This window comes from Variovorax paradoxus, from assembly GCF_000834655.1.
In the GTDB taxonomy this organism is placed as follows: domain Bacteria; phylum Pseudomonadota; class Gammaproteobacteria; order Burkholderiales; family Burkholderiaceae_C; genus Variovorax; species Variovorax paradoxus_F.
Genome location: NZ_JXQQ01000020.1, coordinates 60,536 through 86,226 on the forward strand (window position 1 = coordinate 60,536; position 25,691 = coordinate 86,226).

A 25,691-nucleotide genomic window follows, 5' to 3' on the forward strand; every position below is an offset into this window, starting at 1 on the left:
CTTTTTGCCTTACCAAGGAGCGCGCATGGCCTGGGTCGTATTGCTGGTGGCTGGTCTGCTTGAAATGGGATGGGCCATCGGCCTCAAGTACACCGAAGGATTCACCAAGTTCTGGCCCTCGGTCGGCACCGCGATCTCGATGATCCTCAGCGTGGTGCTGCTGGGCTGGGCGATGCGCTCGCTGCCGGTGGGCACGGCCTACGCGGTGTGGACCGGCATCGGCGCCGTGGGCACGGTGATCCTGGGCATCGTGCTGTTCCACGAGCCGGCCAACGCGGCGCGTCTGGCCTGCGTCGGCCTCATCGTCGCGGGCATCCTCGGGCTCAAGCTCACGAGCCCGGCATAAATAGCTCGGCCGGCTACTCCAGCACCACGTTCGCCTTCTTCACGAGCGCCGCATAGCGCGCGGCCTCGGTGCGGAAGTAGCTCGCGGCCTCCTCGGACGAGGTGGGCTTGATGACGTTGCCCTGCTTGTCCATCGCCTCGCGCACCTCGGCGCTGGTGTAGGCGGCGACCACGGCGTCGTGCACGCGCTTGACGTCGGCCGCCTGCATCTTCGGCGGGCCGATCACCGCGAACCAGCCTTCGACCGCGTAGTTCGGCAGCCCCTGCTCCGCGATCGTCGGGATGTCCGGCGCGGCCGGCGAGCGCGCCGGCCCGCAAACGCCGATGGCGCGCAGCGCGCCGCTCCTGATGTGCTGCTGCACCGCAGGCAGCGCGACCACGCCAATCTCGACCTGCCCCGCCATCATGTCGGTCACCATCGGGCCGGTGCCCTTGTAGGGAATGTGCCGAGCCTTCACACCGGCCTCGTCCATGAACATCTCGCCGGCCAGGTGAATGATGGTGCCGTTGCCCGACGAGGCGTAGTTGTAGCCCTCGGGCCTGGCGCGCAGGAGCGCCACCAGCTCCTTCACGTTCTTGGCGGGCAGCTTCGGGTTCACCATCAGCACCAGCGGCGTTGCGCCGACCACGCTGATCGGCGTGATGTCGGCGATCGCATCGAACGGCATCTTCTTGAACACGCTCGGGTTGATCACGTGGTTGTTCGACACCATGCCCAGCGTGAGCCCGTCGGGTGCGGCCTTGACGATGGCCGCGGTGCCGGTAATGCCGCCCGCGCCCGGCATGTTCTCGATCACCACCGGCTGGCCGAAGGCCTTGCCCAACGCCACCGATGCGGCGCGCACGATGTTGTCCACGCCCGAGCCGGCGCTGATCGGCAGGATGAAGCGGATCGGCTTGTCCGAGCCCTGCGCGAACGTGGGGAACGCGGCCAGCGCCGCGGTGCTGGCGCCGAATCCCAGCATCGTGCGGCGGTTTATCGGAAGGAAGTTCGTGGTCATGGTTTGTCTCTCTTTATGGTTTTGAAGAATCGCCGGCTTCAACTCACGGCCGCGTCGGCATGCATCGCATCGACCTGCGCATCGCCATAACCCAGTTCGGCCAGCAGCTCGCGCGTGTGTTCGCCCAGCGTCGGCGGATGCAGGCGCACGCCCAGGCGATCGCCATCGAGCGTGATCGGGAACAGCGTCGTCTGCGCGATCTGCCCCGCGCGCTCGCCGTCGGGAAGGCGGATGTCTGCAAGGCCGCCGGTGGCCTTCAGGTGCGGGTCGGCATACAGGTCCTCGGGCCGGGTGATCGGCGCGAACGGCAGGCCCCGTGCCTCGAAGATCGCCGAGAGCTCCGCCGCCGAGCGGTCGGCGAGCCGCGCGCGCAGGTCGGCCAGCAGCGTGGGCCGCAGGCGCACGCGGTCGTTGTTGGTGCGAAGGGCCGGGTCGGCCTTCAGGTCGTCGAAGCCGAGCGCGTCGCAGAACACCGTCCACTGCGCATCGCTCACGGCGGCCAGGAAGATCTGCTCGCCGTCCTTCACGGTGAACACGTCGTACAGCGCCCAGGCCGAGATGCGCTCGGGCATCGGCGCCGCCGCCTGCCCCGTGATCGCGTACTGCAGCATGTGCTGGCCGACCAGGAACACGTTGTTTTCGAACAGCGCCGACTGCACCTCCTGCCCCTTGCCGGTTTCCGCGCGCTGCATCAGCGCAGCGATGGCGCCGATGGCGCCGAACATGCCGCCCATGATGTCGTTCACGCTCGTGCCCGCGCGCAGCGGGTCGCCCGGGCGCCCCGTCATGTAGGCCAGGCCGCCCATCATCTGCACCACCTCGTCGAGCGCGGTGCGGTGCTCGTAGGGCCCCGGCAGGAAGCCGGTGTGGTTCACGTACACGAGGCGCGGATTGAGCTTGCCGAGCGCGGCGTAGCCCAGCCCGTACTTGTCCATCGTGCCGGGCCTGAAGTTCTGCGCCACCACGTCGGCCGTGGCGCACAGGCGCAGCGCCGCCTCCAGCCCCTGCGGGTTGCGCAGGTCGAGCGCGATGCTCTTCTTGTTGCGGTTGAACATCGGGAAGAAGCCCGCGCCCGCGCCCAGCAAGTGCCGCGTGCGGTCGCCGTCGATCGGCTCGACCTTGATGACTTCCGCGCCCAGGTCGGCCAGCACCATGCCGCAGGTCGGCCCCATCACCATGTGCGTGAACTCGACCACGCGGATGCCCGCGAGCGGCAGGCGTTTCGGCTCGGCAGACGCGGCGCTCATGCGGCCACCCCTTCGGCCGCTGCGGCCGCTGCGGCCGGCGCAAAGGTCTTCGGGAACCCCGCCCGCCACACCGTGCCCTGCAGCGTCTCGCCGTCGAGCCAGCCGGCCACGCGCTTGCGCAGGTCGAGCAGTTTCGTCAGATCGACACCGGTCGCAACGCCCATGCTTTCCAGCATGAAGACGAGGTCTTCGGTGTCGACGTTGCCGCTCGCGCCCGGCGCGTGCGGACAGCCGCCGATGCCGGCCAGGCACGCGTCGAAGCGCGTGATGCCGACCTCCAGCGCCGCATAGGCATTGGCGAGCCCGAGGCCGCGCGTGTCGTGGAAATGGCCGCACCAGAGGCGGTCGCCCGCGATGCGCAGCGCGCGCTCGAACAGGCTGCGCACCATCGCCGGATCGGCATAGCCCACCGTGTCGGCCAGGCTCACGCGATCGGCGCCCGCGTCGAGCAGCGCCTGCATCAGGCGCAGCACCTCGTCGGGTTCGACGCGGCCCTGGATCGTGCAGCCGAACGCGGTGCCGACGCCGCCGTCGATCAGCGTCCTGGAGCCCGCCGCATCGCGCGCGGCGCGCATGCGGCCGACCTCGGCGACCACCTCGTCGGGTGTCTTGCGCAGGTTGGCGAGGCTGTGCGCGTGGCTCGCCGAGAGCGGCACCATCATCAGGTCGGCCTCGCCCGCGATGGCGCGCTCGGCGCCCTTGAGGTTGGGCACGAGGACCGAGGCGAAAAGCCCCGGCAGCGTCTTGGCATAAGCCAGCAATTCGGCCGTGTCGGCCAGTTGCGGCAGCAGGTGCGCCGGCACGAACGAGCCGACTTCGATCTCTCGCTGCCCGGCCGCGTACGCGTCGCGGATCCATTCGAGCTTGCGTGCGGTTGGCAGGACGCGGGCGATGCTCTGGAGCCCGTCGCGCAGCCCCACTTCGCGAACGACCGCGCGGGGCGGCAGGAAGGCGTGAATCAAGTCTTTGTCTCCGTCGTGAGTGGTACGCGTCGATGTTAGAAGTTCCGATTCGGTCTTGAAGGTACATTTTGGAAGCCATCTGCTTCCAGAACGGAACATCATGAGAGACCTCGACCTCACCACGCTGCGCCTGTTCGTCGCCGTCTGCGAAACGCGCAGCATCGCCCGCGCCGGCGAAGAGGCCAGCATCGTCGGCTCGGCGATCAGCAAGCGCCTCGCGCAGCTCGAAGACACCGTCGGCACGCCGCTCCTGCTGCGCAAGCGCCGGGGCGTGGTGCCCACGCCGGCCGGCGAAACCCTGCTCGAACACGCCCGCGCCATGCTCGGCAGCGCCCACCGCATCGAGCGCGACATGGCCGCCTATGCCGGCGGGGCGCGCGGGCACGTGCGCATCCTGGCTTCGGCGTCGGTCATGGCCGAATCGCTGGCAGAGGACGTGGCCGGCTTCCTGCAGCACCCGGCGCACCGCAACATCCGGGTCGACATGGAAGAGCGCGTGAGCCCCGAGATCGTCCGGGGCATCCGCGAAGGCAGCGCGTCCATCGGCCTGTGCTGGGACGCGGCCGACCTCGAAGGGCTGGAGCGGCGCGACTACCGCTCGGACCACCTGGCGATCGTCGCGCACCCGTCGCACGCCGTGGCCCGCCACGACGCGGTGCGCTTCGAAGACGTGCTCGACCACGAATTCGTCGGCATGCCCGCGCTGAGCGCCGTGCAGCTGATGCTCGCGCGCGAGGCCGCCGTTGCCGGCAAGCCGCTCGTCTACCGGGTGCTGGTGTCCAACTTCGATGCGGCGCTGCGCGTGGTGCGCGCGGGGCTTGCGATCAGTGTGGTGCCGGCGGAAGTCGCGCGGCCGTTCACCGAGGCCTTCGGGCTGCGCCTGATGCCGCTCACGGACGACTGGGCGCGCCGGCGGTTTGCGATCTGCTTTCGCAGCGAGGCGACGCTGTCGCCCTCGGCCCAGCTCCTGATCGCGCACCTCGAGCGCTGCGCCACGAGCAGGGGAGAGAACGCCTGATTCGTCCGATAACAGAAACGATCCATTGCGGCAGCGGTGGTTTTTGTTTCGTTTCCAGCAACCTAGCATTCGGTCTGTTCACGCTGTCACCTCATCCAATCGACCGAAAGACACCGCCATGTTCCGCAGAGCCCTCCTTTCCACCGCCGCCCTGTCCGCCCTTTCCGCCACGCTCGCCTTCGCTCCGCTGGCCGCCCAGGCCGCCGGCGCCGCCGAGCCACTGAAGCTCGACGTCTACAACCCCGGCGCCAGGTCGATGTTCCCGGTGTCGTCCGAACTCATCACCGGCCAGACCGATGCCGTGCTGATCGACGCGCAGTTCCAGCGCAACGATGCCCAGGCGCTGGTCGAGAAGATCAAGGCCAGCGGCAAGAAGCTCACCACCGTCTACATCAGCCACAGCGACCCCGACTTCTACTTCGGCCTCGACGTGATCCAGGCCGCCTTCCCCGACGCGAAGATCGTCGCCACGCCGCAGACCGTGGCCGCGATCCAGGCCTCCAAGGACGGCAAGCTCGCGCACTGGGGCCCGATCCTCAAGGACAACGCGCCCAAGGCAGTGGTCGTTCCCGAGCCGCTCGTGGGCGACAGCCTGACGCTCGAAGGCCGCAAGATCCGGATCGTCGGGCTCGACGGCCCCACGCCCGACCGCACCTTCGCGTGGATTCCGTCGCTGAAGGCGGTGGCCGGCGGCATCCCCGTGTGGGCCAACGCCCATGTATGGATGGCCGATACGCAAACGCCCGGCTCCCGCCGCGACTGGGCGAGGACGCTGGGCCGCATCGAAGCACTGCACCCCAAGACCGTGGTGCCCGGCCACTACCTGCCGAACGCCGATGGCAGCGCGCCCCACTCGCTCGCGGCAGTGAAGTTCACGCGCGGCTACCTGCAGGCTTTCGAGACCGAGGCGAAGAAGGCCAAGGACTCGGCCGCGCTCGTCGCCGCGATGAAGAAGCGCTACCCGACGCTGGAAGGCGCCTCGTCGCTGGAGCTCGGTGCCAAGGTCATCAAGGGAGAAATGAAATGGCCGCAGTGAACGACACAGCCGAGACCGCCGAGACCGCCACGCTGCACTACATCTTCGATCCGATGTGCGGCTGGTGCTACGCCGCCGCGCCGCTGGTCGATGCGGCACGCAGCGTTCCGGGCCTGAAGGTCGAGTTCCACGGCGGCGGCATGATGACCGGCGCGAACCGGCGTGCCATGTCCCCGCAGTGGCGCGAATACGTGATGCCGCACGACCGGCGCATCGCCGACCTCACAGGCCAGCCGTTCGGCGAGGCCTACTTCGAAGGACTGCTGCGGGACACGGGTGCGGTGATGGACTCCGAACCGCCGACCACCGCGGTCCTCGCGGCCGAGGCGCTGCGCGACGGCGGCGGGCTCGACATGATCCATCGCCTGCAGCACGCCCACTACGTCGAAGGCCGGCGCATCGCCGATGCGGACGTGCTCGCCGCAGTGGCCGCCGAACTCGGCTTCGACACAGCGGCTTTCGTATCGGCCTTCGCGCGCCTCTCTGGCGAAGCGACCTCGCAGCACATTGCAGCGAGCCGGCAGTTCCTGCAACGCGCGGGCGGCCAGGGCTTTCCGACCTTCGTGCTGACGCAACCCGACGGCGTCGCAGGCCGCATCGACATCGGCCCCTGGCTCGGCCGCGCGGTCGAATGGAAGGCGCAGCTCGCCACGCCGGCCGCGCCGCCGCGATCCGAAGCACCGCCCGCCGTGTGTGGGCCCGACGGCTGCGCGATCTAGGCGACTTTCTCCAGGAAGACCAGCCGGATCGGCGCATCCAGCAACTCGTCGACCCGCTTCTCGAACGCCTGGAAGTACGGCGTGGCGAAGTGCGCGTCCAGCGCTGCCTGGTCCCTGAACGACTCGCGCATGTAGAAGCTCCCGGGCTCGTCGCGCAGTTCGAACAAGGTGTAGTCGAGGCAGCCGGGCTCCTCCCGCGTGGAGGGCACCAGTGCGCTCAAGGCGGCGCGAAGCGCATCGCGCTGGCCGGCCTTGGCCTTCAGCACGGCGATGCTGATCAGAGGGGGGTGCTCATGTATTCATTTCCTGCGGCATGAAGTTCGGATTCCCGCAGTTTCCGGTGACAGCACCGTTTGAAAAAGGCCCTCGATCCGGAAACACTTTCAATCGGACCTTGAAGATCACCCTCTCAGAAGAGTGCCCGTGCGATGGCGTGCGCTATCTGCTGCACTGGAAGCTCGCCGCCTGCGAGGCATCCCCGCTCACATAGCGCGGCCACAGCGGCCACTCGCACAGCGGGCGTGCGCGGGTGGTCTTGAACGGCGGCTGCACTTCCTGCTCGAGCAGTTGCAGCCCGGCCGGCGCACGGCCGCGCTCGACCCAGTCGGCCAGCGCGCCGAGCATGTCGACATTGGCGGGCGCGCCGCTGCCCACATGGTCCACGCCGGGCGCGGTGTAGAGGCGCATGAAACGGTCCACGTTGTCGCGCCCCATGCGCGCCACCACCGCCTCGTAGTAGCGGATGCCGGCGAACGGGCTCTGCGCGTAGTCGGCCATGTGCTCCAGCATCAGCAGCTTGCCGCCGCGCGCGTTGAAGGCGGCGAGGTCGGGGTTGGTCGAGTCCATCAGCTGCGACACGGTGGCGATGCGCGCGGCGAAGTCTTCGGCGCGGTAGTTGCGCACGTCGAGCGATGGATTGCGTGCGTAGAAATACTGCAGAGCGCCACTGCCGTAGAACCATGCGATGCCGTTGCTCGGCTGCGGCGGCACGGTCGGTGCGGCGGTGCCGGTCCACCACGCGTTCCAGCCGCCCATCGAGGCGAAGGCCGGCGTGCCTTCGCCGCCGATGCCCCAGCCCGGATATTCGGTGACACCGTGGGCCAGCGGCACCGGCGCGCGCCACGGCGAGCGCAGCGTGCGCACGGCCTGCACCTGCGCATCGTTGAGGCAGTTGTCGCCGCTCGTGCCCGCTGCGCAGCGCAGGCTGGCCGGATCGAAGCGCTGCAGGCACGCCACCGGGTTCGACACGATGCGGTCCGCCACGCCGTCCGCGGCATCGCACGACGCGAGCACCGCGTTGTGCACTAATTGCACCTGCGCGGGCCTGAGCCACCCTTCGCCGAAGGTCGCGATGCCGTTGCGCGTGCCGGCATGTTGCAGGCCGGTCCAGTTGATCACCGGCACGCGGCTGAAGATGCCGTCGAAGTCCTGCGGATAGCGCTGCGCCATCGTGAGCGCCTCGCGCCCGCCCTCGGAGCTGCCCATGAAGTAGAGCTTCTGCGGGGCCTGCCCGTAGGCGCGCTGCATCAGCGCCACCGCCACGTCGCGCACCTTCTTGTACGAGGCGTGCGCGAAGTTCACGAGCGCCTCGTCATTGAGCGCGAAGGACTGCGGCGGCTGGCCCTGCACGTTCTGGTGGCCGGAGTCGGTGCCGTAGGTCACGTAGCCCTGCGCGAGCGGCGTCGGCTGGTCGAAGCGGCCCGCCGGCACCAGCGAAAGGCCCGTGATGAGCACGCCGTTGAAGCCACCGCCGCCGTACTGCACGCTGCGCCCGTTCCACGCGAGCGGCAGGTTGACCTGGAACAGGATCGGCGGCGCGCTCGCATCGAGCGGCGCGATGCGCCCGAGCACCTTGCAGTGCGCGGGCGTCACCGGCGTGATGCGCGCCGCGGGGCTGGGCCCGCGTTCGGCGACCGCCAGCGGGGACGCGGCAACGAGGGTCGCCGAGTCGATGGTCGCAGCGCCGCTCGGCAGGCCGATCGCAGCGGGTGCGATCGGCGCCACGAGGGCTGCGCAGGATGTCGCCGGGTCTCCGCCGAGCGTGAGCGCCCTCGGGCCGGTGGGGGTGCCGCACGCGGCGAGCAACGCGGCGGCCGCCAGCATGGCGCCCCCGCAAAACACTGTCTTCGGGATCGCCATCTGTCTGTCTCCTTCGTTGTTCGTGAGAGCCGCTACCGTGCCACGCCCAGCAACCGCTCCAGCACCTGCGGCTGGCTACGCAATGCCGCCGCGCTGTCGGTGTGGACGATGGTGCCGTGGTCGAGCACCACCGCGTGGTCGGAAATCGCAAGGATCGCCTGCGGGTGCTGCTCCACGATGATCGCGGCCAGCCCCTCGTCCTGCGTGATGCGGCGGATCGCGCGCAGCAGTTCTTCCACGATGATCGGCGCGAGGCCTTCGAGCGGCTCGTCCAGCAGCAGCAGCTTGGGGTTCAGCACCAGCGCGCGGCCCACGGCCAGCATCTGCTGCTCGCCGCCCGAGAGCTGCGTGCCCAAGTTGGTCTTGCGTTCGGCCAGGCGCGGGAACATCTCGTAGACGCGCTGCGGATTCCACTTGCCCGGGCGCTCCACGGCCGTCAGGTTCTCGTGAACCGTGAGCGACTTGAAGATGTTGCGCTCCTGCGGCACCCAGCCGATGCCCGCTGCGGCACGTTGATGCGGTGCCAGCTTGTGCAGCGCCTGCCCGCCGAGCGCGATGGTGCCGCCGTGCTGGCGCGTGGCGCCCGCCAGCGTGTTGATCAGCGTCGTCTTGCCCGTGCCGTTGCGGCCGAGCAGCGCGAGCGTCTGGCCTTCGCCGAGCGCGAACGCCACGTCGTGCAGCACCACGGCCTCGCCGTAGCCCGCGCTCAGGTTCTCGATGCGCAGCAGTTCAGACATGGGCGTTCTCTCCATGGCCCAGATAGACCTCTTTCACCTTCGGATCGTTGGCGATGGTCTCGGGGTCGCCCTCGGTCAGCAGAGTGCCGTTGACCAGCACCGTCATGCGGTCGGCGAAGCTGAACACCAAATCCATGTCGTGCTCGATCAGCAGCACCGACACATCGGCAGGCAGTGCGGCCACGGTCTGCAGCAGCTCTTCGCGCTCGCCGGCCGGCACGCCCGCCACGGGCTCGTCCAGCAGCAGCACGCGCGGCTCGCAGGCGAGCGCGATGGCGATCTCCAGCAGGCGGCGCTTGCCGTAGGCCATGAATTTCGTCTGCTGCTTCGCGACGTCCGCCAGGTGGAACTGCTCCAGCAGTTGCCCTGCCCGTTCGGCGATGCCCTTGGTGCCACCGAGCGGACGCCACCATTGCGCGGCGATGCCCTTGTGTTGCGACACCACGAGCGCCAGCGTCTCCAGCGGCGTCATCGAATCGAACAGCTGGTTGATCTGGAAGGTGCGCACCAGCCCGCGCGCCACGCGCTTGTGCGGCGCGAGCGTGGTGATGTCTTCGCCGAGCAGCGTGATGCGGCCTTCGGTCGGCGTGAGCACGCCGGTCAGCAGGTTGATCAGCGTGGTCTTGCCGGCGCCGTTCGGGCCGATGAGCGCGTGGCGTGCGCCGCGCTTCAGTTCCATCGTGACGTTGTTGGTGGCCGTGATGCCGCCGAAGCGCATCACCAGGCCTTGCGTCGAGAGCACGGTCTCTGTGGTGGCGGTGGTCATGCCGCACCGCCCTTCTTCTTGCCGAACCAGGTCCACGGCTTGAGCAGTCGGTCGCGCCCCACGAGCACCAGCAGCACGAGGATGAGGCCGATCCAGAACATCCAGTACTGCGGCGTCACGGCCGAGAGCCAGTTCTGCAGCAGCTTGAAGACGATGGCGCCCGCCACGCCGCCATAGAGCCAGCCCACGCCGCCGATCACCAGCATCAGCAGCACGTCGGCCGAGCGGTCGAAGGCCAGCACATCGAGCGAGGCGAAGCCGGTGGTCTGCGCGAGCAGCGCGCCCGCCGCACCCGCGATGCCGGCCGCCACGGTGTAGATGACCGCGAGGCGCGAGACCACCGGAATGCCGATGGCCATCGCACGCAAGCGGTTGTCGCGGATCGCCTTCAACGTCGCACCGAACGGCGAATGTACGAGCCGGCGCATCACCAGGAACAGCACCAGCATCACCGCGAGCGAATACCAGGCGGCCGTGCGGCCGTAGAGGTCGAACTCGAAGAGCCCGAGTACCGGCCCCATGACCACGCCCTGCAGGCCATCGGCCCCGCCGGTGAGCCAGTCGAGCTTGTTGGCCAGCTCCAGCAGCAGCAGCGCGGTGCCCAGCGTGACCATGAGCCGCGTGAGGTCGCTGCCGCGCAGGATCGTCACGCTGGCCACGAGGCCGAGCAGCGCCGAGAGCACGGTCGCGAACACCAGCCCGACGGTCGGGTCAGGCATCACGAGCTTGGCGAACAGCGCCGCGGCATACGCGCCGAAGCCGAAGAAGGCGGCATGCCCGAGCGAGACGATGCCGGTGTAGCCAAGGATCAGGTCGAGCGACATCGCGAACAGCGCGACGATGGCGATTTCGTTGACCAGCAGCGAATGCGAAGGCACCAGCAGCGGCAGCGCGAAGGCGACCGCCCAGACCACGAACTCCCAGGGCCGCCAGCGCGCGGTGCGCAGCAGGGCCGATTGGAACTCGGCCGATGTATCGAGGTTTCTCATTTCAGTTCCCGGTCCATGCGAGGAACGCCGCGGAACCGGCTTTGCCGGGCCGCTGGCGTTGCCACCTGAAAGGGGGTTGGCGAAGCGACACGAAGTGCGCGAAGACTGGGGGCGAGCTCATCTATCGGCCTCCCTTGCGCGTGAACAGCCCTTGCGGCCGCCACATCAGGATCAGGATCATCAGCAGGTAGACGGTGAACGCGCCCATCTTCGGAATGAAGTACTTGCCCGCCACGTCGGCAATGCCCAGCAGCAGCGCGGCCGCGAGCGGCCCGGTGATCGACGAGGTGCCGCCGACCGACACCACGATCAGGAAATAGATCATGTACTTGAGCGGAAAGGTCGGATCGAGCCCGAGGATTTCCGCGCCCAGCGCGCCGCCCAGCCCCGCGAGACCCGAGCCCGCGGCGAAGGTCAACAGGAACACGACGTTCACGTTGATGCCCAGGCCCGCGGCCACGCGCGGGTCGTCCACCGCGGCGCGCAGCCGGCTGCCGAAGCGTGTCTTCGAGAGGATGAGTTGCAGCACCACGGTGAGCACAGCGCACACGCCGATGATGAAGAGCCGGTAATGCCCCATGCCCAGCAGCAGCGCGCCGTCGCCGATCTCGGTGCGGCCGCGCAGCCATTCGGGCAGTTGCACGTTTTGCTGCGAAGAGCCCACGAAGTAATCGATGGCGGCCACCGCCATGAACGCGAGGCCGATGGAAAAGAGCACCTGGTCCAGGTGCGGCTTGCCGTACATCGGCCGGTAGAGCGTGCGTTCGAGCAAGGCTCCGGCGAGCGCAACGACGATGAACGCGAACGGCAGGCAGGCCAAGAACGGCATGCCGAGCTTCTGCATCGCGAACACGGTGAGGTAGCCGCCCGCCATGGCGAAGGCGCCGTGCGCGAGGTTGATGAAGTTCATCAACCCGAGCGTCACGGCCAAGCCGACGGCGAGAACGAAGAGCAGCATGCCGTAGGCGATGCCGTCGAAAAGGATGGTGAGCATGAGATTTCTGACAGCCGTTCGGAGGGGCCTGCTGCCGTTCGGATTCGCTGACTACCGTACGAGGTTTGCCGCCACCGTTGGATTTCGTCGACCACCGTTCGGGCTGAGCCTGTCGAAGCCGGGGCGCGGTGTGCGCAAGCCTTCTACAAGCTCAGGCCGAACGGATGGGGTTGTCCGAACGGTTGGGGCCTTACTTGGCTTTGCCGGGGTCCTTCACGCCCTTGATCACGTCGAACTCGACGTTGTAGAGCTGCCCGTCCTTCTTCTCGACCTTGCGCAGGTACACGTCCTGCACGATGTCGCGCGTCTGCGCATCGATCAGCACCTGGCCGCGCGGGCTCTCGAAGACCTGGCCCTTCATGGCCGCCAGCAGCGCTTCGCCGCCGCCCTGGCCCTTGGTGGTCTTGAGCGCTTCGTAGATCACGCGCATGCCGTCGTAGCCGCCGACGGCCATGAAGTTGGGGCGCATCTTGGGGTTGGCCTTCTGGAAGGCCTCGACGAACTTCTTGTTCGCGGCCGAGGGGTGCGCGGCCGAGTAGTGGTGCGAGGTGACCACGCCGAGCGCGCCGTCGCCCATGTCGTTGAGCTGGTCGTCATCGGTCACGTCGCCGGTGGCGATCATGCGGATGCCGGCCTTGTCCATGCCGCGTTCGAGGAACTGCTTCATCACCGCCGCGCCCGCGCCCGAGGGCACGAAGACGAACAGCGCATCGGGCTTGGCGTCGCGCACCTTCTGCAGGAAGGGCGCGAAGTCGGGGTTGCGCAGCGGCACGCGGAGTTTTTCGATCACCTTGCCGCCGTTGAGCTGGAAGCGCTCGCTGAAGAACTTCTCGGCGTCGTTGCCGGGGCCGTAGTCGGCCACGAGGGTGACCACCGTCTTCACGCCGTTCTTGGGCGCCCAGTCGCCCATGGCGACCGACACCTGGGGCAGCGTGAAGCTCGAACGCACGATGTAGGGCGAAGCCTCGGTGATGCTCGACGTGGCCGCGGCCATGACCACTTCAGGCGTCTTCGACTGGGTGGCGATGGGCGCCACGGCCAGGGCCAGCGGCGTGAGGCCGAAGCCGGCCAGCACGTTGACCTTGTCGTTCACCACCAGTTCCTGCGCGAGGCGCTTGGTCACGTCGGGCAGGCCCGTGTCGTCCTTGACGATCAGCTCGATCTTCTTGCCGGCCACGGTGTCGCCGTTCTGCGCCATGTAAAGGCGGGCGGCGGCTTCGATCTGACGGCCGGTGGAGGCCGACTGGCCCGTCATCGGAAGGATCAGGCCGATCTTGAACTTGTTGTCCTGCGCGCTGGCCAGCGGCAGCGTGAGCGCGGTTGCGAGCGCAATCGCCGAGAGGCCTGCGGTCTGGATGAGATGGCGTCTTTGCATGAGGATTTCCTTTGGGGGACGGAATGCGAAACCGGGGCTATTTTCAACACTTTGCAACATTCGGCGGAGCAGGCAATCACCTAGCCGGCCCTTCGCGCGGGCCTTTGTTGCGCGATCAATAAATGAACTGCGCGATGATCGCGCAGCACGCTTTGCCACCACGTTCGGGCTGAGCTTGTCGAAGCCTTGCGCACGGCTTCGACAGGCTCAGCCCGAACGGCCGGGGGAATCAACTGTCGGCGCGGTAGGCGGAATCGAGCGTGAGCGTACCCACGGCGCGTGACACGCAGGCGCAGATGCGGGTGGTGGCCGCCTTCTCGTGGGCGCTCAGGAACACGTCACGGTGATCGACCTCGCCGTCGACGGCGAGCACGTCCATCGCGCAGAGGCCGCATTCGCCGCGCTTGCAGTCCCAGAGCGTCTGAACGCCGGCTGCGTCGAGCGCCTCGAGCAGCGTGCAGTCGGCGGGCACCGTGATCGCCAGGTCGTGGCGGGGAATGCGCACCGTGAAGGCCTGCGTCGCAAGGCGGCCGCTGCTGCCGAAGGTCTCGAAGCGCAGGTCCGCCGGGGCGCGGCCGGCCGCCTCCCAGGCGCGCTTGACGGCTTCGAGCATCGGCACCGGGCCGCAGGTGTAGAGCTGGCCGCCAGGCGGCAGCTCGGCAATGGCGGCGGCGAAGTCGATGGGCGCCGAGCCTTCATGCGCGACGACGGCTTCGCCCAACGCCGCCTGCAGATGCGGCAGGTAGCCGAACTCTCCGGCATGGCGCGCGCCGTAGAGCATCTTCACGGGCACGCCGCTGCGCTTTGCATGGGCGCCCAGGCGCTGCGCCATCAGCACCAGCGGCGTGATGCCGATGCCGCCCGCCACCAGCAGGTAGCCGGGCGCGGAGAGGTCGAGCGCGAAGTGGTTCTGCGGCGCGCTCACCTGCAGCCGGTCGCCGGGCGCCAGTTGCCACATGGCGAGCGAGCCGCCGCGGCCGTCGTCCAGGCGCTTGACCGCGATGCGCCAGCACTTGCCGTCGCCCTCGCCCACCAACGAGTAGGAGCGCGTCTGCAACCTGCCCTGCGCCGTCATCACCTGCACCTGCAGGTGGGCGCCGGGTTCATACGACGCGGCAAAGCCCGACTCGGGCCGGATTTCGAACTCGCGCACCGTGGGCGTGACATCGCGCAGCGCAGCGACCTGCGCCTGCATCCATTGAAGATCGCTTTTCATCGGGGAACACCAACAAGGAAAAAGAGAAGCCGGTCAGCCGCGGCGGCGGATAAGCTGCACGCCGGGAAGCGCGCGCTCGCCGGCGGTCGGCGTGCCGTGCAACGCCTCGCGCAGGTTGCGCCGCGCGATGCGGCTGTGCTCGCGCATCAGCGCCTCGGCACGCGAGCCTTCGCCGGACTCGATGGCATCGAGCACCTGCAGGTGCTGGTCCTGCGCGATCACGAGCATGTCGCGTGCGGCCGGCGAGTTGGCCTGCACGATGACGAAGCCCGAGGGCGAGGCGAACGGCAGGTTGACCACGCGTTCGAGCTGCTGCGCGATGACCGGGCTGCCGGCCATCTCGCACAGCAGCGCGTGGAATTTCTCGTTATGCGTGACGTAGCGCGAGAACGCCGCATCGTCGAGCGCGGGCTCGCGCAGCAGTTCGTCGATGCGCGTGAGGCAGGCGCGCGCTTCGCGCAGCACCACAGGCGCCGCGCCGCGCTCGGCCGCCAGGCGTGCGACCAGCCCTTCGAGCGTGCCGCGCAGCTCGATCGCATCGGCCACGTCGCGCTCGGAAAACGTGCGCACCGCGTAACCGCCGTTGGGCAGCGCTTCGAGCAGGCCTTCCTGCTCAAGGCGCATCAGCGCGCTGCGCACGGGGGTGCGCGAGACGCCGAGCTGTTCGGAGATGGCGACCTCGGCGATGCGCGCACCGCCGGGCAGCTCGCCCGCAAGAATCATTTCGCGCAGCCGCAGCTGAGCCTTCACGGCCTGCGAACTGCCGGTGTCGCCGGGCTCGATCGGAGAAACCACCGCGGCCTTCATGCGGCCTGCTTCTCTTCGACGGGACGGATCGGGATCGCGGCGCGCGCGGGCTTTTCCTTCTCGACCATGCGGTCGATCAGTCGGCGCGCCCACATCGAGCCGGCATCGATGTTGAGGTTGTAGAACTGGTGATCGGGGTGGTCGTCCATCGCCTTCTGCTGGGCTTCGAGCACGAGTTCATCCTCGCGGAAGATGCCGGCCACGCCCTCCCGCAGTTCATGCGTGAGGCGCTGCTCGCCGATGCAGTAGTTGCGCGCGAACGCCCAGAAGTAGAGGCACGTCTTGTCGGTCTCGGGCGTGATCGTGTTGAGCACGTAGCCGTTGACGCCCTTGCTGCGGTCGCCAGGGTTGTCGCCACTCGGCACCGCGCCGCTGCCCGCCTCGGCCACGCCGACGTCGATGTTCACCGTGCACGGGCCTTCGAAGCGAATGATCTGCCAGCGGTCGACCTTGCCCGTGTAGCCGCGCGCATGGCGGATCTGCCCGCCCCAGAACGGCGGCGCGTCGATGTTCTGCATCCAGCGCGTGACGGTGGCCGAACGGTCGCCGTGCGTGGCGACGAAAGGCGCCTCGGCCACTTCGCGGTTGCCGATCGAGGAGCCGTGCACGAAGGTCTCGTGCGTCAGGTCCATGAGGTTGTCGACCACAAGCCGGTAGTCGCAGTTGACGCGGATCATCTTGCCGTCGCCGGCCCAGGCGGGGTCGTCGTTCCAGTGCATGTCGGGCACGAGCGCCGGGTCGGCCTTGGCCGGATCGCCGGGCCAGATCCAGACGAAGCGGTGCTTCTCGACCACCGGAAAGCTTCGCACGCACGCCGAGGGGTTGAGCGTTTCCTGGCTGGGCATGTGGGTGCAGCGGCCCTGGCTGTTGTAGACCAGGCCGTGGTAGCCGCAGACCAGCTCGTCGCCTTCGAGGCGGCCGAGCGACAGCGGCATGAGGCGGTGCCAGCAGGCGTCTTCGAGCACGGCGACCTGCCCGTCAGTGCGGCGAAAGAGCACCACCTTCTGGTTGCAGATGGTGCGGGGCAACAGCGCGTGGCGCACTTCGACGTCGTAGGCGGCGGCGTACCAGGCGTTCAGTGGAAAGGCAGTCGTGGGCGTTTTCATGAATACCCAATGTATACAGATATCAGAACTTTTCTACCTCGAAGCGGCTAAATCAAGGGTAAACACTGACTACAACGTATACAGACACGCCGAGTTCGAAGGCGCTAGGATGCTCCGTTCGTTATCAGCCACGACGGAGTTCACCCCATGTCCCAGCACGCCGCCCTGCCCGCCCGCTACGACCACGTCGGCAGTTTCCTGCGCCCCAAATACCTGCTCGAAGCGCGCGAGCAGAAGGCCAAGGGCGAGATCACGCCCGAGCAACTGCGCACGGTCGAAGACAAGGCCATCACCGAGATCGTCCGCTTCCAGGAAGACATCGGCCTCAAAAGCATCACGGACGGCGAGTTCCGCCGCACGTATTTCCACATCGACTTCCTCGACCAGCTCGGCGGCGTGAAGACCGACATTCCGGTCACCATCCGCAAGCCCGACGGCACCGAGGAACTGGCGCCGCCCGCGATGCGCGTGATCGACAAGGTGCGCCACGTCAAGGACATCCAACTCGCCGACTTCCAGTACTTGAAGAGCCAGGTCTCCGCGGGCCGCACACCCAAGGTGACGATCCCCTCGCCGACCATGCTGCACTTTCGCGGCGGCCGCGCCGGCATCAGCAAGGACGCGTATCCCGAGCTCGACCCGGTGTTCTACGACGACGTGGCCAAGGCCTACGGCGACGAACTGCGCTCGCTGGCCGCGGCCGGCTGCACCTACGTGCAGATGGACGACACCAACCTCGCCTACCTCTGCGACGAGCACATGCGCGAAGCCGCCCGCAAGCGCGGCGACGACCCGAACGAGCTGCCGCACCGCTATGCCGCCTTCATCAACAAGGTGGTCGCGCAGAAGCCGCCGGGCATGCTCCTGGCCATGCACCTGTGCCGCGGCAACTTCAAGAGCACGCACGCGGCGGCCGGCAACTACGAGCCGGTGGCCGAGGCGCTCCTGAAGGAGATGGACCTGGACGCCTACTTCATGGAATACGACGACGCCCGCTCGGGCGACTTCAAGCCGCTGCGCTACCTGCCCAAGGGCAAGACGGTGGTGCTGGGCCTGGTGACCACCAAGTTCGGCGAGATGGAAGACAAGGACGAGCTCAAGCGCCGCATCGAGGACGCCGCCAAGTACGCGCCGCTCGAGCAGCTGGCGCTCTCGCCGCAGTGCGGCTTCTCCAGCACCGTGCACGGCAACAACATCGCGGTGGAAGCGCAGCGCAACAAGCTGCGCCTGGTGGTCGAGACCGCGCAGGAGGTCTGGGGCTCGACCTGACGCGCGGTTTCTGGTGAAGTCGGGGGCATGACGACGACCATCACGAAAATCCTCTCAGGCCCCCTCAGCATGTTCGGCGCGAAGGTGCAGATCGCCGCGCTCGAGAAAGGCATTCAGTTCGAGCTCACGATGGTGCCGTTCACCAAGGACGACGCCTACGAGCCCAGGCACCCGGACGTGCTGCGCATCAACCCCGTCAAGCAGCAGGTGCCGGTGCTGATCGACGGCGAGGTCGAACTCTTCGACTCGACGCAGATCTTCGAGTACCTCGAAGACCGCTATCCCAACCCCGCACTGTGGCCCGAAGGCATTGCCGGCCGGGCGCGGGCGCGGCAGCTGGAGCACAAGTCCGACGAGGTGTTCTTCCCGAACGTGATCCGGCTCTTCGGCCTGCAGAACGACATGCAGAGCGCCCCCGCCGTGGCCGCGTGCACCGCCTGCGCGCGCTACTACGCCGAGATGGAAGGCCTCCTGGCCACGCACGACTACCTCGCGGGCCGCTATTCCTTCGCGGACATCGCCTTCTACATGGCCTGCATCTTTGCCGACCGCAAGGGCGCCGCCATGACCGATGCCACGCCGCGCCTGGTCGCCTGGCGCGACCGCGTGCGCGACCGGCCCGCGGTGCACGCGGTGGTCGAGCCGATGATGAAATTCCTCGCCTCTCAGGGCCGGGGCGTGCCGGCCTTCCTGCAGCGCTGACCGGTCCGGCGGCACGCTGAGGCATCATGGTGCCCATGCCGAATACAGAGTTCGACTGGCTGCCCTCGCCCTCGCAGCATTTCCTCGTCGTCACTTTTGCGCTGCTTGTCTACGTCCTCACGACGCGCGCGCGTCGCGAGCAGCGCGCGCCCACCACCGCCATCGCCTGGGTGATGGGGCTGGTGCTGATGCCCTACCTGATCCTGCCGATGTACCTCCTGTTCGGCCAGCGCAAGCTGCGCCCGGCCGGCTCGCCGCGCCCGCCGCGCTCGGTGCCGCCGGGGCACTGGGCGGCCGACCTGATCGAGAGCTTCGGCCTCGCACCGCCCGGGCGTTGCGCGGTGCGGCTGCATGCCGACGGCGAGGCCGCGCGCGAGGCGCTGTGGCAGGTGATCGACGGCGCGCGCGAGCGCATCGACGTGTGCACCTTCATCATCGGCGACGACCCGCTGGGCCATGCGGTGATCGCGCGGCTCGCGCAGCGCGCGCGCGACGGCATCAAGGTGCGCGTGCTGCTCGACGGCTTCGGCGCGCTGTCGCTCCCGCGCCATCACTTCGACCTGCTGCGCGCGGCGGGCGGCGAAGTGGCGGTGTTCCGCCCCTTCTTCAGCCTGCGCCGCACCGGGCCGCGCAACCTGCGCAACCACCGCAAGTTCACCATCGCCGACGACAGCTGGCTCTGGTCGGGCGGGCGCAACCTCGCGGGCGAATACTTCACGGGCAACGCCCAGCACCCCGAGGCGTGGCGCGATCTCTCGTTCGACCTGCGCGGCGACGTGGCCGCCGCCGCGGCGCGCCAGTTCGACCACGACTGGGGCTCGGTGCGCGTGCGCAAGGCGCGCGCCATCGCCTGCGACGACGTGCCCGAGGGCCCCGGCACCGCGATGGCCCAGTTCCTGCCGAGCGGCCCCGACCAGACCGAGGACACCGCGCACGCGCTGCTCATCGACGCGTGCTTCCGCGCCGAGCACCGCATCCTGGCGATCACGCCCTACTTCGTGCCCGGCGATGGCCTGCGCGATGCGCTGCGGCTCGCGGCCCGGCGCGGCGTGCAGGTGACGATCGCGATGCCCGCGCAATCGAACCACCGCCTGGCCGACTTCGTTCGCGCCCGCGCCATGCGCGACCTGGCGCGCGCGGGCGTGGGCTTTCGCATGCTGCCCTTCATGGCGCACGCCAAGGCGGTGGTGGTCGACCACGAACTGGCGATGTGCGGCTCGATCAACCTGGACCTGCGCAGCCTGCTGCTGAACCACGAGGCCGCGGTCGTGTTCTACGGCCCGGATGAAATCGACTGGCTCGCCGAGTGGATCGAGACCACCGCCTCGGCCGGCGAGCCCTATCGCGCGCGGCGCCCCGGCCTCGTGCGCGACGTGGCCGAGGGGCTGCTGCTCACCGTCGCTTTCCAGCTCTAGGAGCGGGCGCCTTCGCGTCCTTCGCCTCGTTCATCAGGGCGTCGATGCCGGCGAACACATAGCGCATCAGGTCGTCCGCGAGGGCTTCGGTGTCATTGAGCGCCGGCAGCACCTTGTTGCCGAGGTCCTTGGGCGCCACCATCATCACGATGCACGGCAGCACCGTAAACATCAACGTGCGCTGCACCGTGGGATGGTCCTCGGGCAACGCCATGATCTCGCCGATCAGCCCGCGCAGGAGCTTGGCCTTGGGCAGCACCGCCCGCCTGATCATCACTGGTAGCGCCGGCGACGGCGACAGGGCTTCGCGCAGCACCACGCGGAATCCCCAGGGCGCCTTGGGCTGGCCGCTCAGCTCGACCATGTGCGTGAGAAAGGCGCGCAGCTTCAGGCGCGGATCGGTCTGCACGCTGGCCAGGCTGACCAGCTCGTCGATGCTCACGAGCTGGCGGTGCGCCTCGATCAGCACGGCTTCGTAGAGGCCGTCGCGGCCGTTGAAGTGGTAGTTGATCGCGGCCATGTTGGTGCCGGCGCGGGTGCAGATTTCCTTGCTCGTGGCCTCGGCAAAACCGCGCTCGGCGAACAGCTGGCCCGCGGTCTCGAGGATGTGAAGGCGCGTGGTGTTGCCGTCGGTGCGCTGCGTGCGCAGGGGAGAACTGGAGGAGCGGGTGGCCATGGGCCAAGGTTAATCGAACTGAAAAAATACTTCAAATTCAAATTTCAATTTGATAACATCCGGCCGCATCCCGGTCCCGAAACCGGCAGGAGCCCGCCCCATGAACAAGAAACCCCTCATCGCCGTGGCCGTCGTCGCATTGGTCGCCGCGGCGGGCGGCTGGTGGTACTTCAACCGCTCGGCCACGCCCACCGACCAGCTCGTGCTGTACGGCAACGTCGATGTGCGCCAGGTCTCGCTCGCCTTCAACGCCAACGACCGCGTGGCCGAACTCGCGGTGCGCGAAGGCGACCACGTCCGCGCGGGGCAATTGCTCGGCAAGCTCGACACCCGCACGCTCGTGCTGCGCGTGGCGCAGTCGCAGGCGCGCATCGGCGTGCAGGAGCAGGCCCTGCTGCGCCTGAAGACCGGCAGCCGCCCCGAGGAAGTGGCGCAGGCCGGCGCGCAGGTGGCCGCCGCGCAGGCCGATGCCGACCTTGCGCAGCAGCAGCTCGCGCGCTTGCAGGGCATCAGCCAGACCACCGCCGGGCGCGCGGTGAGCCAGCAGGACCTCGATGGCGCGCAGGCCAGGCGCAAGGTCGCGCTCGCGCAGCTCGACAACGCCCGCAAGGCGCGGGAGCTGGTCGTCACCGGCCCGCGCAAGGAAGACATCGCGCAGGCGCAGGCCCAGCTCGAATCCGCGCGCGCCGACCTCGCGCTCATGAACCACCAGCTCGCCGAGGCCGAGCTGAAGGCGCCCATCGACGCCGTGGTGCGCGCCCGCCTGCTCGAGCCCGGCGACATGGCCTCGCCGCAGCGCCCTGCCTTCACGCTCGCGATCACCGACCCCAAATGGGTGCGCGCCTATGTGGCCGAGGCCGACCTCGGCCGCGTGAAGCCCGGCCAGGCCGCACGCGTGAGCACCGACAGCCAGCCGGGCGAAGCCATCCCCGGCAAGGTCGGCTACATCGCGTCGGTGGCCGAGTTCACGCCCAAGACCGTGCAGACGGAAGAGCTGCGCAGCAGCCTCGTCTACGAGATCCGCGTGATGGTCGAAGACAGGCAGGATCGCCTCCGCCTGGGCATGCCGGCCACCGTGCGGCTGCAGCTCTCCGACGCCACTGGCAAGCCCTGATGACTGCTCATGGGCCGGCCGTGGCCGGACGCTCGCTGCACAAGCGCTTCACGCTCAAGTCGTCGAAGCAGCCCGTGCATGCGCTGGCCGGCGTCTCGCTCGACATCCCCGCGGGCACGCTCACCGCGCTGGTCGGACCGGACGGCGCCGGCAAGACCACGCTGCTGCGCCTGATGGCGGGCCTCATGCGCGCCGACGAAGGCGAGCTGCGCGTGCTGGGCATCGACGTGGCGGCCGACCCGCAGGCGGTGCAGGACCGCATCAGCTACATGCCCCAGCGCTTCGGCCTGTACGACGACCTGAGCGTGCAGGAGAACCTCGACCTCTACGCCGACCTGCACGGCGTGTCGAAGGACCAGCGCCGCGCGCGCTATGCCCGGCTGATGGAGATGACCGACCTCGGCCGCTTCACCGACCGCCCCGCGGGCAAGCTCTCGGGCGGCATGAAGCAGAAGCTGGGCCTGGCCTGCACGCTGGTGCGTTCGCCCGACCTGCTGCTGCTGGACGAGCCGACCGTGGGCGTCGATCCGCTCTCGCGCCGCGAGCTCTGGCAGATCGTGCAGCAGCTGGTGGACGACGAGAAGCTCTCGGTCATCGTGAGCACCGCCTACCTCGACGAGGCCGAGCGCTGCAGCCATGTCTTCGTGCTGCGCGAGGGCAAGCTGCTGGCCGAAGGCGCGCCGGCCGAGATTCGCGACCATGCAAAGGGCCTGTGCTTCATCGCCGCGCCGCCTGAGGGCGAGCCGCCGCGCCTGATGCAGGCGCGCCTCCTCGATGCGCAGCAGGACATCGTCGATGCCGTGCCGCAAGGCGGCCAGGTGCACTTCATCCGCCGCCCTGGCGCAAACGACGCGGCGCTCGCCACGCTGCTGGCCGGCGCACGCGCGGAGCCGGTGCCGCCGCGGCTCGAAGACGGCTTCATGACGCTGCTACGCACGCAACAGGCAAAGGCATCGGCGCCGGGCAACCCCGCAGTCGCCACCACCATCGCCGCCAGGGGCGACCCCGACGAAGTCGTCATCGAAGTGAAGGACCTCGTGCGCCGCTTCGGCGATTTCGTCGCCGTGGCCAGCACCAGCTTCTCGGTGCGGCGCGGCGAGATCTTCGGCCTCCTCGGCCCCAACGGCGCGGGCAAGACCACCACCTTCCGCATGCTCTGCGGCCTCCTGCCCGCGAGCGGCGGCCAGTTGCGCGTGGCCGGCGTCGACCTGCGCCATGCGCGCTCAGCGGCGCGCCAGCGCATCGGCTACGTCTCGCAGAAATTCGCGCTCTACGGCAACCTCACGGTGCGCGAGAACCTCTCGTTCTTCGGCGGCGCCTACGGCCTGCGCGGGCAGCGACTGCAAGAGCGCATCGCGACGGTGCTGCGCCAGTTCGACCTCGAACGCGAACTCGATGCGCCCAGCGGCCAACTGCCCGGCGGCTACCGGCAGCGCCTCGCGATGGCGACCGGCCTCTTGCACGAACCCGAAATCCTGTTCCTCGACGAACCCACGAGCGGCGCCGATCCGCTCGCGCGCCGCGAGTTCTGGCGCCGCATCACCGCGCTGGCGAAAGGCGGCACCACCATCGTCATCACCACGCACTTCATGGAAGAGGCCGAGTACTGCGACCGCATCGTGATCCAGGACGCAGGCAAGGTGCTCGCCATCGGCACGCCGCAGGAAGTGCGCGCGCAAGCGCTCGATGGCGAAGCCGGCGGCAAGCGCATCGACATGGAGCAGGCCTTCATCGGCATCGTGGAGAAGGCACGGCGCAACGCCAGGCAACCGGAAGGAGCGACGGCATGAGCGGCTTCTGGTCACGGTTGGTCTCCCTCACGCGCAAGGAATTCCGCCAGCTGCTGCGCGACCGCAGCAACCTCGCGATCGGCATCCTGCTGCCGATGGTGCTGATCCTGATCTTCGGCTACGGCATGTCGCTCGACGTGAAGAACGCGCCGGTGGCCGTGGTGATGGAAGACGCCTCGCCCACCGCGCACGAAGCCATCGCGGGCCTGCAGCTCTCGCCCACCATCGCGCCGGTGCTGCTCGGCTCGATGCACGACGCCGAGGACCTCATGCGCGAGCGCAAGGTCGACGGCATCGTGCGCATCCCGAGCGACTTCTCGCGCGCGCTGGCCGCAGGCAACGCGCGCGTGCAGCTGATCGTGCATGGCGCCGACGCGGGCCGCGCGACCATCATCCTGGCCTACGTGAGCGGCGCCCTCTCCCAGGCGGCCGTGCGGCAGGCCGACCGCCTGGGCAGCAACTCGGGCGCGGGTGCTCCGCCCGTGGGCCGCGTCACCGTCGAGCAGCGCATGTGGTTCAACGCCGCGAACACCAGCACCTGGTACCTCGTGCCGGGGCTCATCGTGCTGATCATGACGCTGGTGGGCGCCTTCCTCACCGCGCTGGTGATGGCGCGCGAATGGGAGCGCGGCACGCTCGAGGCGCTGTTCGTCACGCCGGTGCGGCCGGTCGAGATACTGCTGGCCAAGATCATTCCGTACTTCGGCGTCGGCATGCTGGGCCTGGCGCTGTGCCTGCTGGCCGCGCGCTTCCTCTTCGCGGTGCCGATGTACGGATCGCTCTTCGTGGTGGTGTTCAGCTCGATGCTCTACCTGATCGTCGCTGTGAGCCTGGGCCTGGTGATCTCGTCGGTCACGCGCAACCAGTTCCTCGCGAGCCAGGTCGCACTGATCGCGACCTTCATGCCTTCGATGATGCTGTCGGGCTTCCTGTTCGACCTGCGCAACGTGCCCACGGCCGTGCGCGTCATCGGCCATGTGCTGCCGGCCACCTACTTCATGGACCTGATCAAGACGCTGTTCCTCGCGGGCGACGTCTGGCTGCTGATCTGGCGCAACTGCGCCATCCTGCTCTGCTACGCCATCGGCCTGTTGCTGGTCGCGCGCGCCGTCACGCGCAAGAGCCTCGATTGAGGAGCGAAAGAACATGATCGACTTCGTGCTGCGCATCGCCAACCTCTGCAGGAAGGAGCTGCTCGCGATTCTCAAGGACCCGGCCACGCGCACCATTCTCTTTGCGCCCGCGCTGCTGCAGAGCCTGATCTTCGGCTACGGCGCCACCTACGACCTGGCGAACGTGCCGTATGCGCTGCTGGACCAGAGCCGCACGGGCGCCGCGACCGAGCTCATCGCGCACCTGGACAGCACCGGTGTGTTTCACCGCGTGGCCACGCTGCGCACACAGGCCGACATCCGCGAAGTGATCGACACCGAGCGCGCGCTGCTCGTGATCCAGATCGCGCCCGACTTCGAGCGCCGACTCAGCGCGGGGCAGCCAGCGCCCATCCAGCTGATCCTGGATGCGCGCAACTCCAACACCGCGGGCTCGGCGGCCGGCTATGTGAGCGCGGTGGTCGAGCGCTACAACGCCGAGCTGCGCACCCGCGCGGGCGTACCGCCGGCACCGCTGGTCGTCGAATCGCGCGCCTGGTTCAACCCGAACCTGGAGACGCGCTGGAATCTCCTGCCCGGCATGATCGCCGCGCTCAGCATGCTGCAGACGCTGTTGCTCACCGCTCTCTCGGTGGCGCGCGAGCGCGAGCAAGGCACCTTCGACCAGTTGCTGGTGACGCCGATGTCGCCGCTCGAAATCATGATCGGCAAGGCGCTGCCGCCGGTGCTGGTTGGCCTTGCGCAGTCGTCGCTGATCCTCGTGGTGGCGATGTTCTGGTTCGGCATTCCGATGGCGGGTTCGCTCGTCACGCTCTACACCGGGCTTGTCTTCTTCACCGTCGCGAGCGTGGGCATCGGCCTGTCGATCTCTGCCGTGTCGGCCAACATGCAGCAGGCCATGCTCTACACCTTCGTGCTGCTGATGCCGATGATGCTGCTGTCGGGCCTGACCACGCCGGTGCGCAACATGCCGCATGTGCTGCAGGTGATTACCATGGCCAATCCGCTGCGCTTCGCCATCGACCTGGTGCAGCGCGTGTACCTGGAGGGCGTGGGGCTGGGCACGGTCTGGCACAACCTGATTCCGCTCTCGATCATCGCGGTCGTCACGCTGCCGCTGGCGGCCTGGCTCTTTCGCAATCGTCTTGTCTGACCA

The 25,691-nt window shown here is 68.5% G+C and carries 25 protein-coding genes; 11 read left to right on the top strand and 14 right to left on the bottom strand.

Annotation, left to right across the window (positions count from 1 at the left end; genetic code table 11):
* Positions 1-25: 25 nt before the first annotated feature.
* A complete protein-coding gene (gene sugE, locus RT97_RS09525; RefSeq protein ID WP_042578538.1) occupies positions 26-346 on the top strand; it encodes a quaternary ammonium compound efflux SMR transporter SugE in 321 nt (106 codons plus the stop codon).
* 13 nt (positions 347-359) lie between these two features.
* Here the strand turns inward: sugE and RT97_RS09530 are convergent, their stop codons facing one another.
* The 3 genes from RT97_RS09530 to RT97_RS09540 are packed head-to-tail and all read right to left on the bottom strand — an operon-like array spanning position 360 to position 3,555.
* Complete coding sequence (locus RT97_RS09530) at positions 360-1,346, bottom strand: Bug family tripartite tricarboxylate transporter substrate binding protein (RefSeq protein WP_042578539.1); 987 nt, start codon at positions 1,344-1,346, stop codon at positions 360-362.
* A 38-nt stretch (positions 1,347-1,384) separates the two neighbouring features.
* Positions 1,385-2,593 (bottom strand): CaiB/BaiF CoA transferase family protein, encoded by a 1,209-nt coding sequence (locus RT97_RS09535; RefSeq protein ID WP_042578540.1) that lies wholly within the window; start codon positions 2,591-2,593, stop codon positions 1,385-1,387.
* On the bottom strand, positions 2,590-3,555 hold the full coding sequence (locus RT97_RS09540; protein WP_042578541.1) for a hydroxymethylglutaryl-CoA lyase: 966 nt from the start codon (positions 3,553-3,555) through the stop codon (positions 2,590-2,592). Before RT97_RS09540 ends, RT97_RS09535 begins: the two co-directional genes overlap by 4 nt.
* Positions 3,556-3,655: 100 nt before the next feature.
* On the opposite strand from RT97_RS09540, the gene RT97_RS09545 reads away from it, so the two are divergent.
* The 3 genes from RT97_RS09545 to RT97_RS09555 all read left to right on the top strand — a co-directional run bounded on the left by RT97_RS09545 (position 3,656) and on the right by RT97_RS09555 (position 6,328).
* Positions 3,656-4,573: a LysR family transcriptional regulator gene (locus RT97_RS09545; protein ID WP_042578542.1), complete on the top strand. Its 918-nt coding sequence runs from the start codon at positions 3,656-3,658 to the stop codon at positions 4,571-4,573.
* A 118-nt stretch (positions 4,574-4,691) separates the two neighbouring features.
* Entirely contained in the window at positions 4,692-5,609 is a 918-nt protein-coding gene (locus RT97_RS09550) for an MBL fold metallo-hydrolase (protein WP_042578543.1), read from the top strand.
* On the top strand, positions 5,597-6,328 hold the full coding sequence (locus RT97_RS09555) for a DsbA family protein (RefSeq protein WP_042578544.1): 732 nt from the start codon (positions 5,597-5,599) through the stop codon (positions 6,326-6,328). The genes RT97_RS09550 and RT97_RS09555 overlap by 13 nt, the downstream gene beginning before the upstream one ends.
* On the opposite strand, the gene RT97_RS09560 is transcribed toward RT97_RS09555, so the two are convergent.
* The 10 genes from RT97_RS09560 to RT97_RS09605 all read right to left on the bottom strand — a co-directional run bounded on the left by RT97_RS09560 (position 6,325) and on the right by RT97_RS09605 (position 16,457).
* Entirely contained in the window at positions 6,325-6,627 is a 303-nt protein-coding gene (locus RT97_RS09560; RefSeq protein ID WP_172672183.1) for a putative quinol monooxygenase, read from the bottom strand. The two genes, RT97_RS09555 and RT97_RS09560, sit on opposite strands and share 4 nt — an antisense overlap.
* A gap of 139 nt (positions 6,628-6,766) precedes the next feature.
* Entirely contained in the window at positions 6,767-8,467 is a 1,701-nt protein-coding gene (locus RT97_RS09565) for a tannase/feruloyl esterase family alpha/beta hydrolase (protein WP_042578546.1), read from the bottom strand.
* Between the two features lie 32 nt (positions 8,468-8,499).
* Positions 8,500-9,204: an ABC transporter ATP-binding protein gene (locus RT97_RS09570; RefSeq protein ID WP_013540373.1), complete on the bottom strand. Its 705-nt coding sequence runs from the start codon at positions 9,202-9,204 to the stop codon at positions 8,500-8,502.
* The gene (locus RT97_RS09575) at positions 9,197-9,970 is read right to left on the bottom strand and encodes an ABC transporter ATP-binding protein (protein ID WP_042578547.1); all 774 of its coding nucleotides are present in this window, start codon (positions 9,968-9,970) and stop codon (positions 9,197-9,199) included. Before RT97_RS09575 ends, RT97_RS09570 begins: the two co-directional genes overlap by 8 nt.
* Complete coding sequence (locus RT97_RS09580) at positions 9,967-10,959, bottom strand: branched-chain amino acid ABC transporter permease (protein WP_042578548.1); 993 nt, start codon at positions 10,957-10,959, stop codon at positions 9,967-9,969. Before RT97_RS09580 ends, RT97_RS09575 begins: the two co-directional genes overlap by 4 nt.
* A gap of 121 nt (positions 10,960-11,080) precedes the next feature.
* Complete coding sequence (locus RT97_RS09585) at positions 11,081-11,953, bottom strand: branched-chain amino acid ABC transporter permease (RefSeq protein ID WP_042578549.1); 873 nt, start codon at positions 11,951-11,953, stop codon at positions 11,081-11,083.
* Between the two features lie 190 nt (positions 11,954-12,143).
* Positions 12,144-13,328, bottom strand: a complete 1,185-nt coding sequence (locus tag RT97_RS09590) for an ABC transporter substrate-binding protein (protein ID WP_042578550.1) — start codon at positions 13,326-13,328, stop codon at positions 12,144-12,146.
* A gap of 229 nt (positions 13,329-13,557) precedes the next feature.
* Positions 13,558-14,544 (bottom strand): PDR/VanB family oxidoreductase, encoded by a 987-nt coding sequence (locus tag RT97_RS09595; RefSeq protein WP_042578551.1) that lies wholly within the window; start codon positions 14,542-14,544, stop codon positions 13,558-13,560.
* 33 nt (positions 14,545-14,577) lie between these two features.
* A complete protein-coding gene (locus RT97_RS09600) occupies positions 14,578-15,351 on the bottom strand; it encodes a GntR family transcriptional regulator (RefSeq protein WP_042578552.1) in 774 nt (257 codons plus the stop codon).
* Entirely contained in the window at positions 15,348-16,457 is a 1,110-nt protein-coding gene (locus RT97_RS09605) for an aromatic ring-hydroxylating dioxygenase subunit alpha (protein WP_042578553.1), read from the bottom strand. The genes RT97_RS09600 and RT97_RS09605 overlap by 4 nt, the downstream gene beginning before the upstream one ends.
* A gap of 147 nt (positions 16,458-16,604) precedes the next feature.
* On the opposite strand from RT97_RS09605, the gene RT97_RS09610 reads away from it, so the two are divergent.
* From RT97_RS09610 to RT97_RS09620, 3 genes are read left to right on the top strand one after another with little or no spacing between them, the layout of a single operon-like run.
* Positions 16,605-17,726: a 5-methyltetrahydropteroyltriglutamate--homocysteine S-methyltransferase gene (locus tag RT97_RS09610; RefSeq protein WP_013540365.1), complete on the top strand. Its 1,122-nt coding sequence runs from the start codon at positions 16,605-16,607 to the stop codon at positions 17,724-17,726.
* 27 nt (positions 17,727-17,753) lie between these two features.
* Complete coding sequence (locus tag RT97_RS09615) at positions 17,754-18,428, top strand: glutathione S-transferase family protein (RefSeq protein ID WP_042578554.1); 675 nt, start codon at positions 17,754-17,756, stop codon at positions 18,426-18,428.
* A 35-nt stretch (positions 18,429-18,463) separates the two neighbouring features.
* Positions 18,464-19,843: a phospholipase D-like domain-containing protein gene (locus RT97_RS09620; RefSeq protein WP_052810611.1), complete on the top strand. Its 1,380-nt coding sequence runs from the start codon at positions 18,464-18,466 to the stop codon at positions 19,841-19,843.
* Here RT97_RS09620 and RT97_RS09625 read toward each other — a convergent pair.
* Positions 19,821-20,519: a TetR/AcrR family transcriptional regulator gene (locus tag RT97_RS09625; RefSeq protein WP_042578555.1), complete on the bottom strand. Its 699-nt coding sequence runs from the start codon at positions 20,517-20,519 to the stop codon at positions 19,821-19,823. The two genes, RT97_RS09620 and RT97_RS09625, sit on opposite strands and share 23 nt — an antisense overlap.
* Positions 20,520-20,619: 100 nt before the next feature.
* Between RT97_RS09625 and RT97_RS09630 the strand changes: the two genes are divergently transcribed.
* The 4 genes from RT97_RS09630 to RT97_RS09645 are packed head-to-tail and all read left to right on the top strand — an operon-like array spanning position 20,620 to position 25,688.
* Entirely contained in the window at positions 20,620-21,633 is a 1,014-nt protein-coding gene (locus RT97_RS09630; RefSeq protein ID WP_042578556.1) for an HlyD family efflux transporter periplasmic adaptor subunit, read from the top strand.
* Positions 21,633-23,423: an ATP-binding cassette domain-containing protein gene (locus RT97_RS09635; RefSeq protein WP_042578557.1), complete on the top strand. Its 1,791-nt coding sequence runs from the start codon at positions 21,633-21,635 to the stop codon at positions 23,421-23,423. Before RT97_RS09630 ends, RT97_RS09635 begins: the two co-directional genes overlap by 1 nt.
* Positions 23,420-24,556 (top strand): ABC transporter permease, encoded by a 1,137-nt coding sequence (locus tag RT97_RS09640; protein ID WP_042578558.1) that lies wholly within the window; start codon positions 23,420-23,422, stop codon positions 24,554-24,556. Before RT97_RS09635 ends, RT97_RS09640 begins: the two co-directional genes overlap by 4 nt.
* 13 nt (positions 24,557-24,569) lie before the next feature.
* On the top strand, positions 24,570-25,688 hold the full coding sequence (locus RT97_RS09645) for an ABC transporter permease (RefSeq protein ID WP_042578559.1): 1,119 nt from the start codon (positions 24,570-24,572) through the stop codon (positions 25,686-25,688).
* The last annotated feature ends 3 nt before the right edge of the window (positions 25,689-25,691 follow it).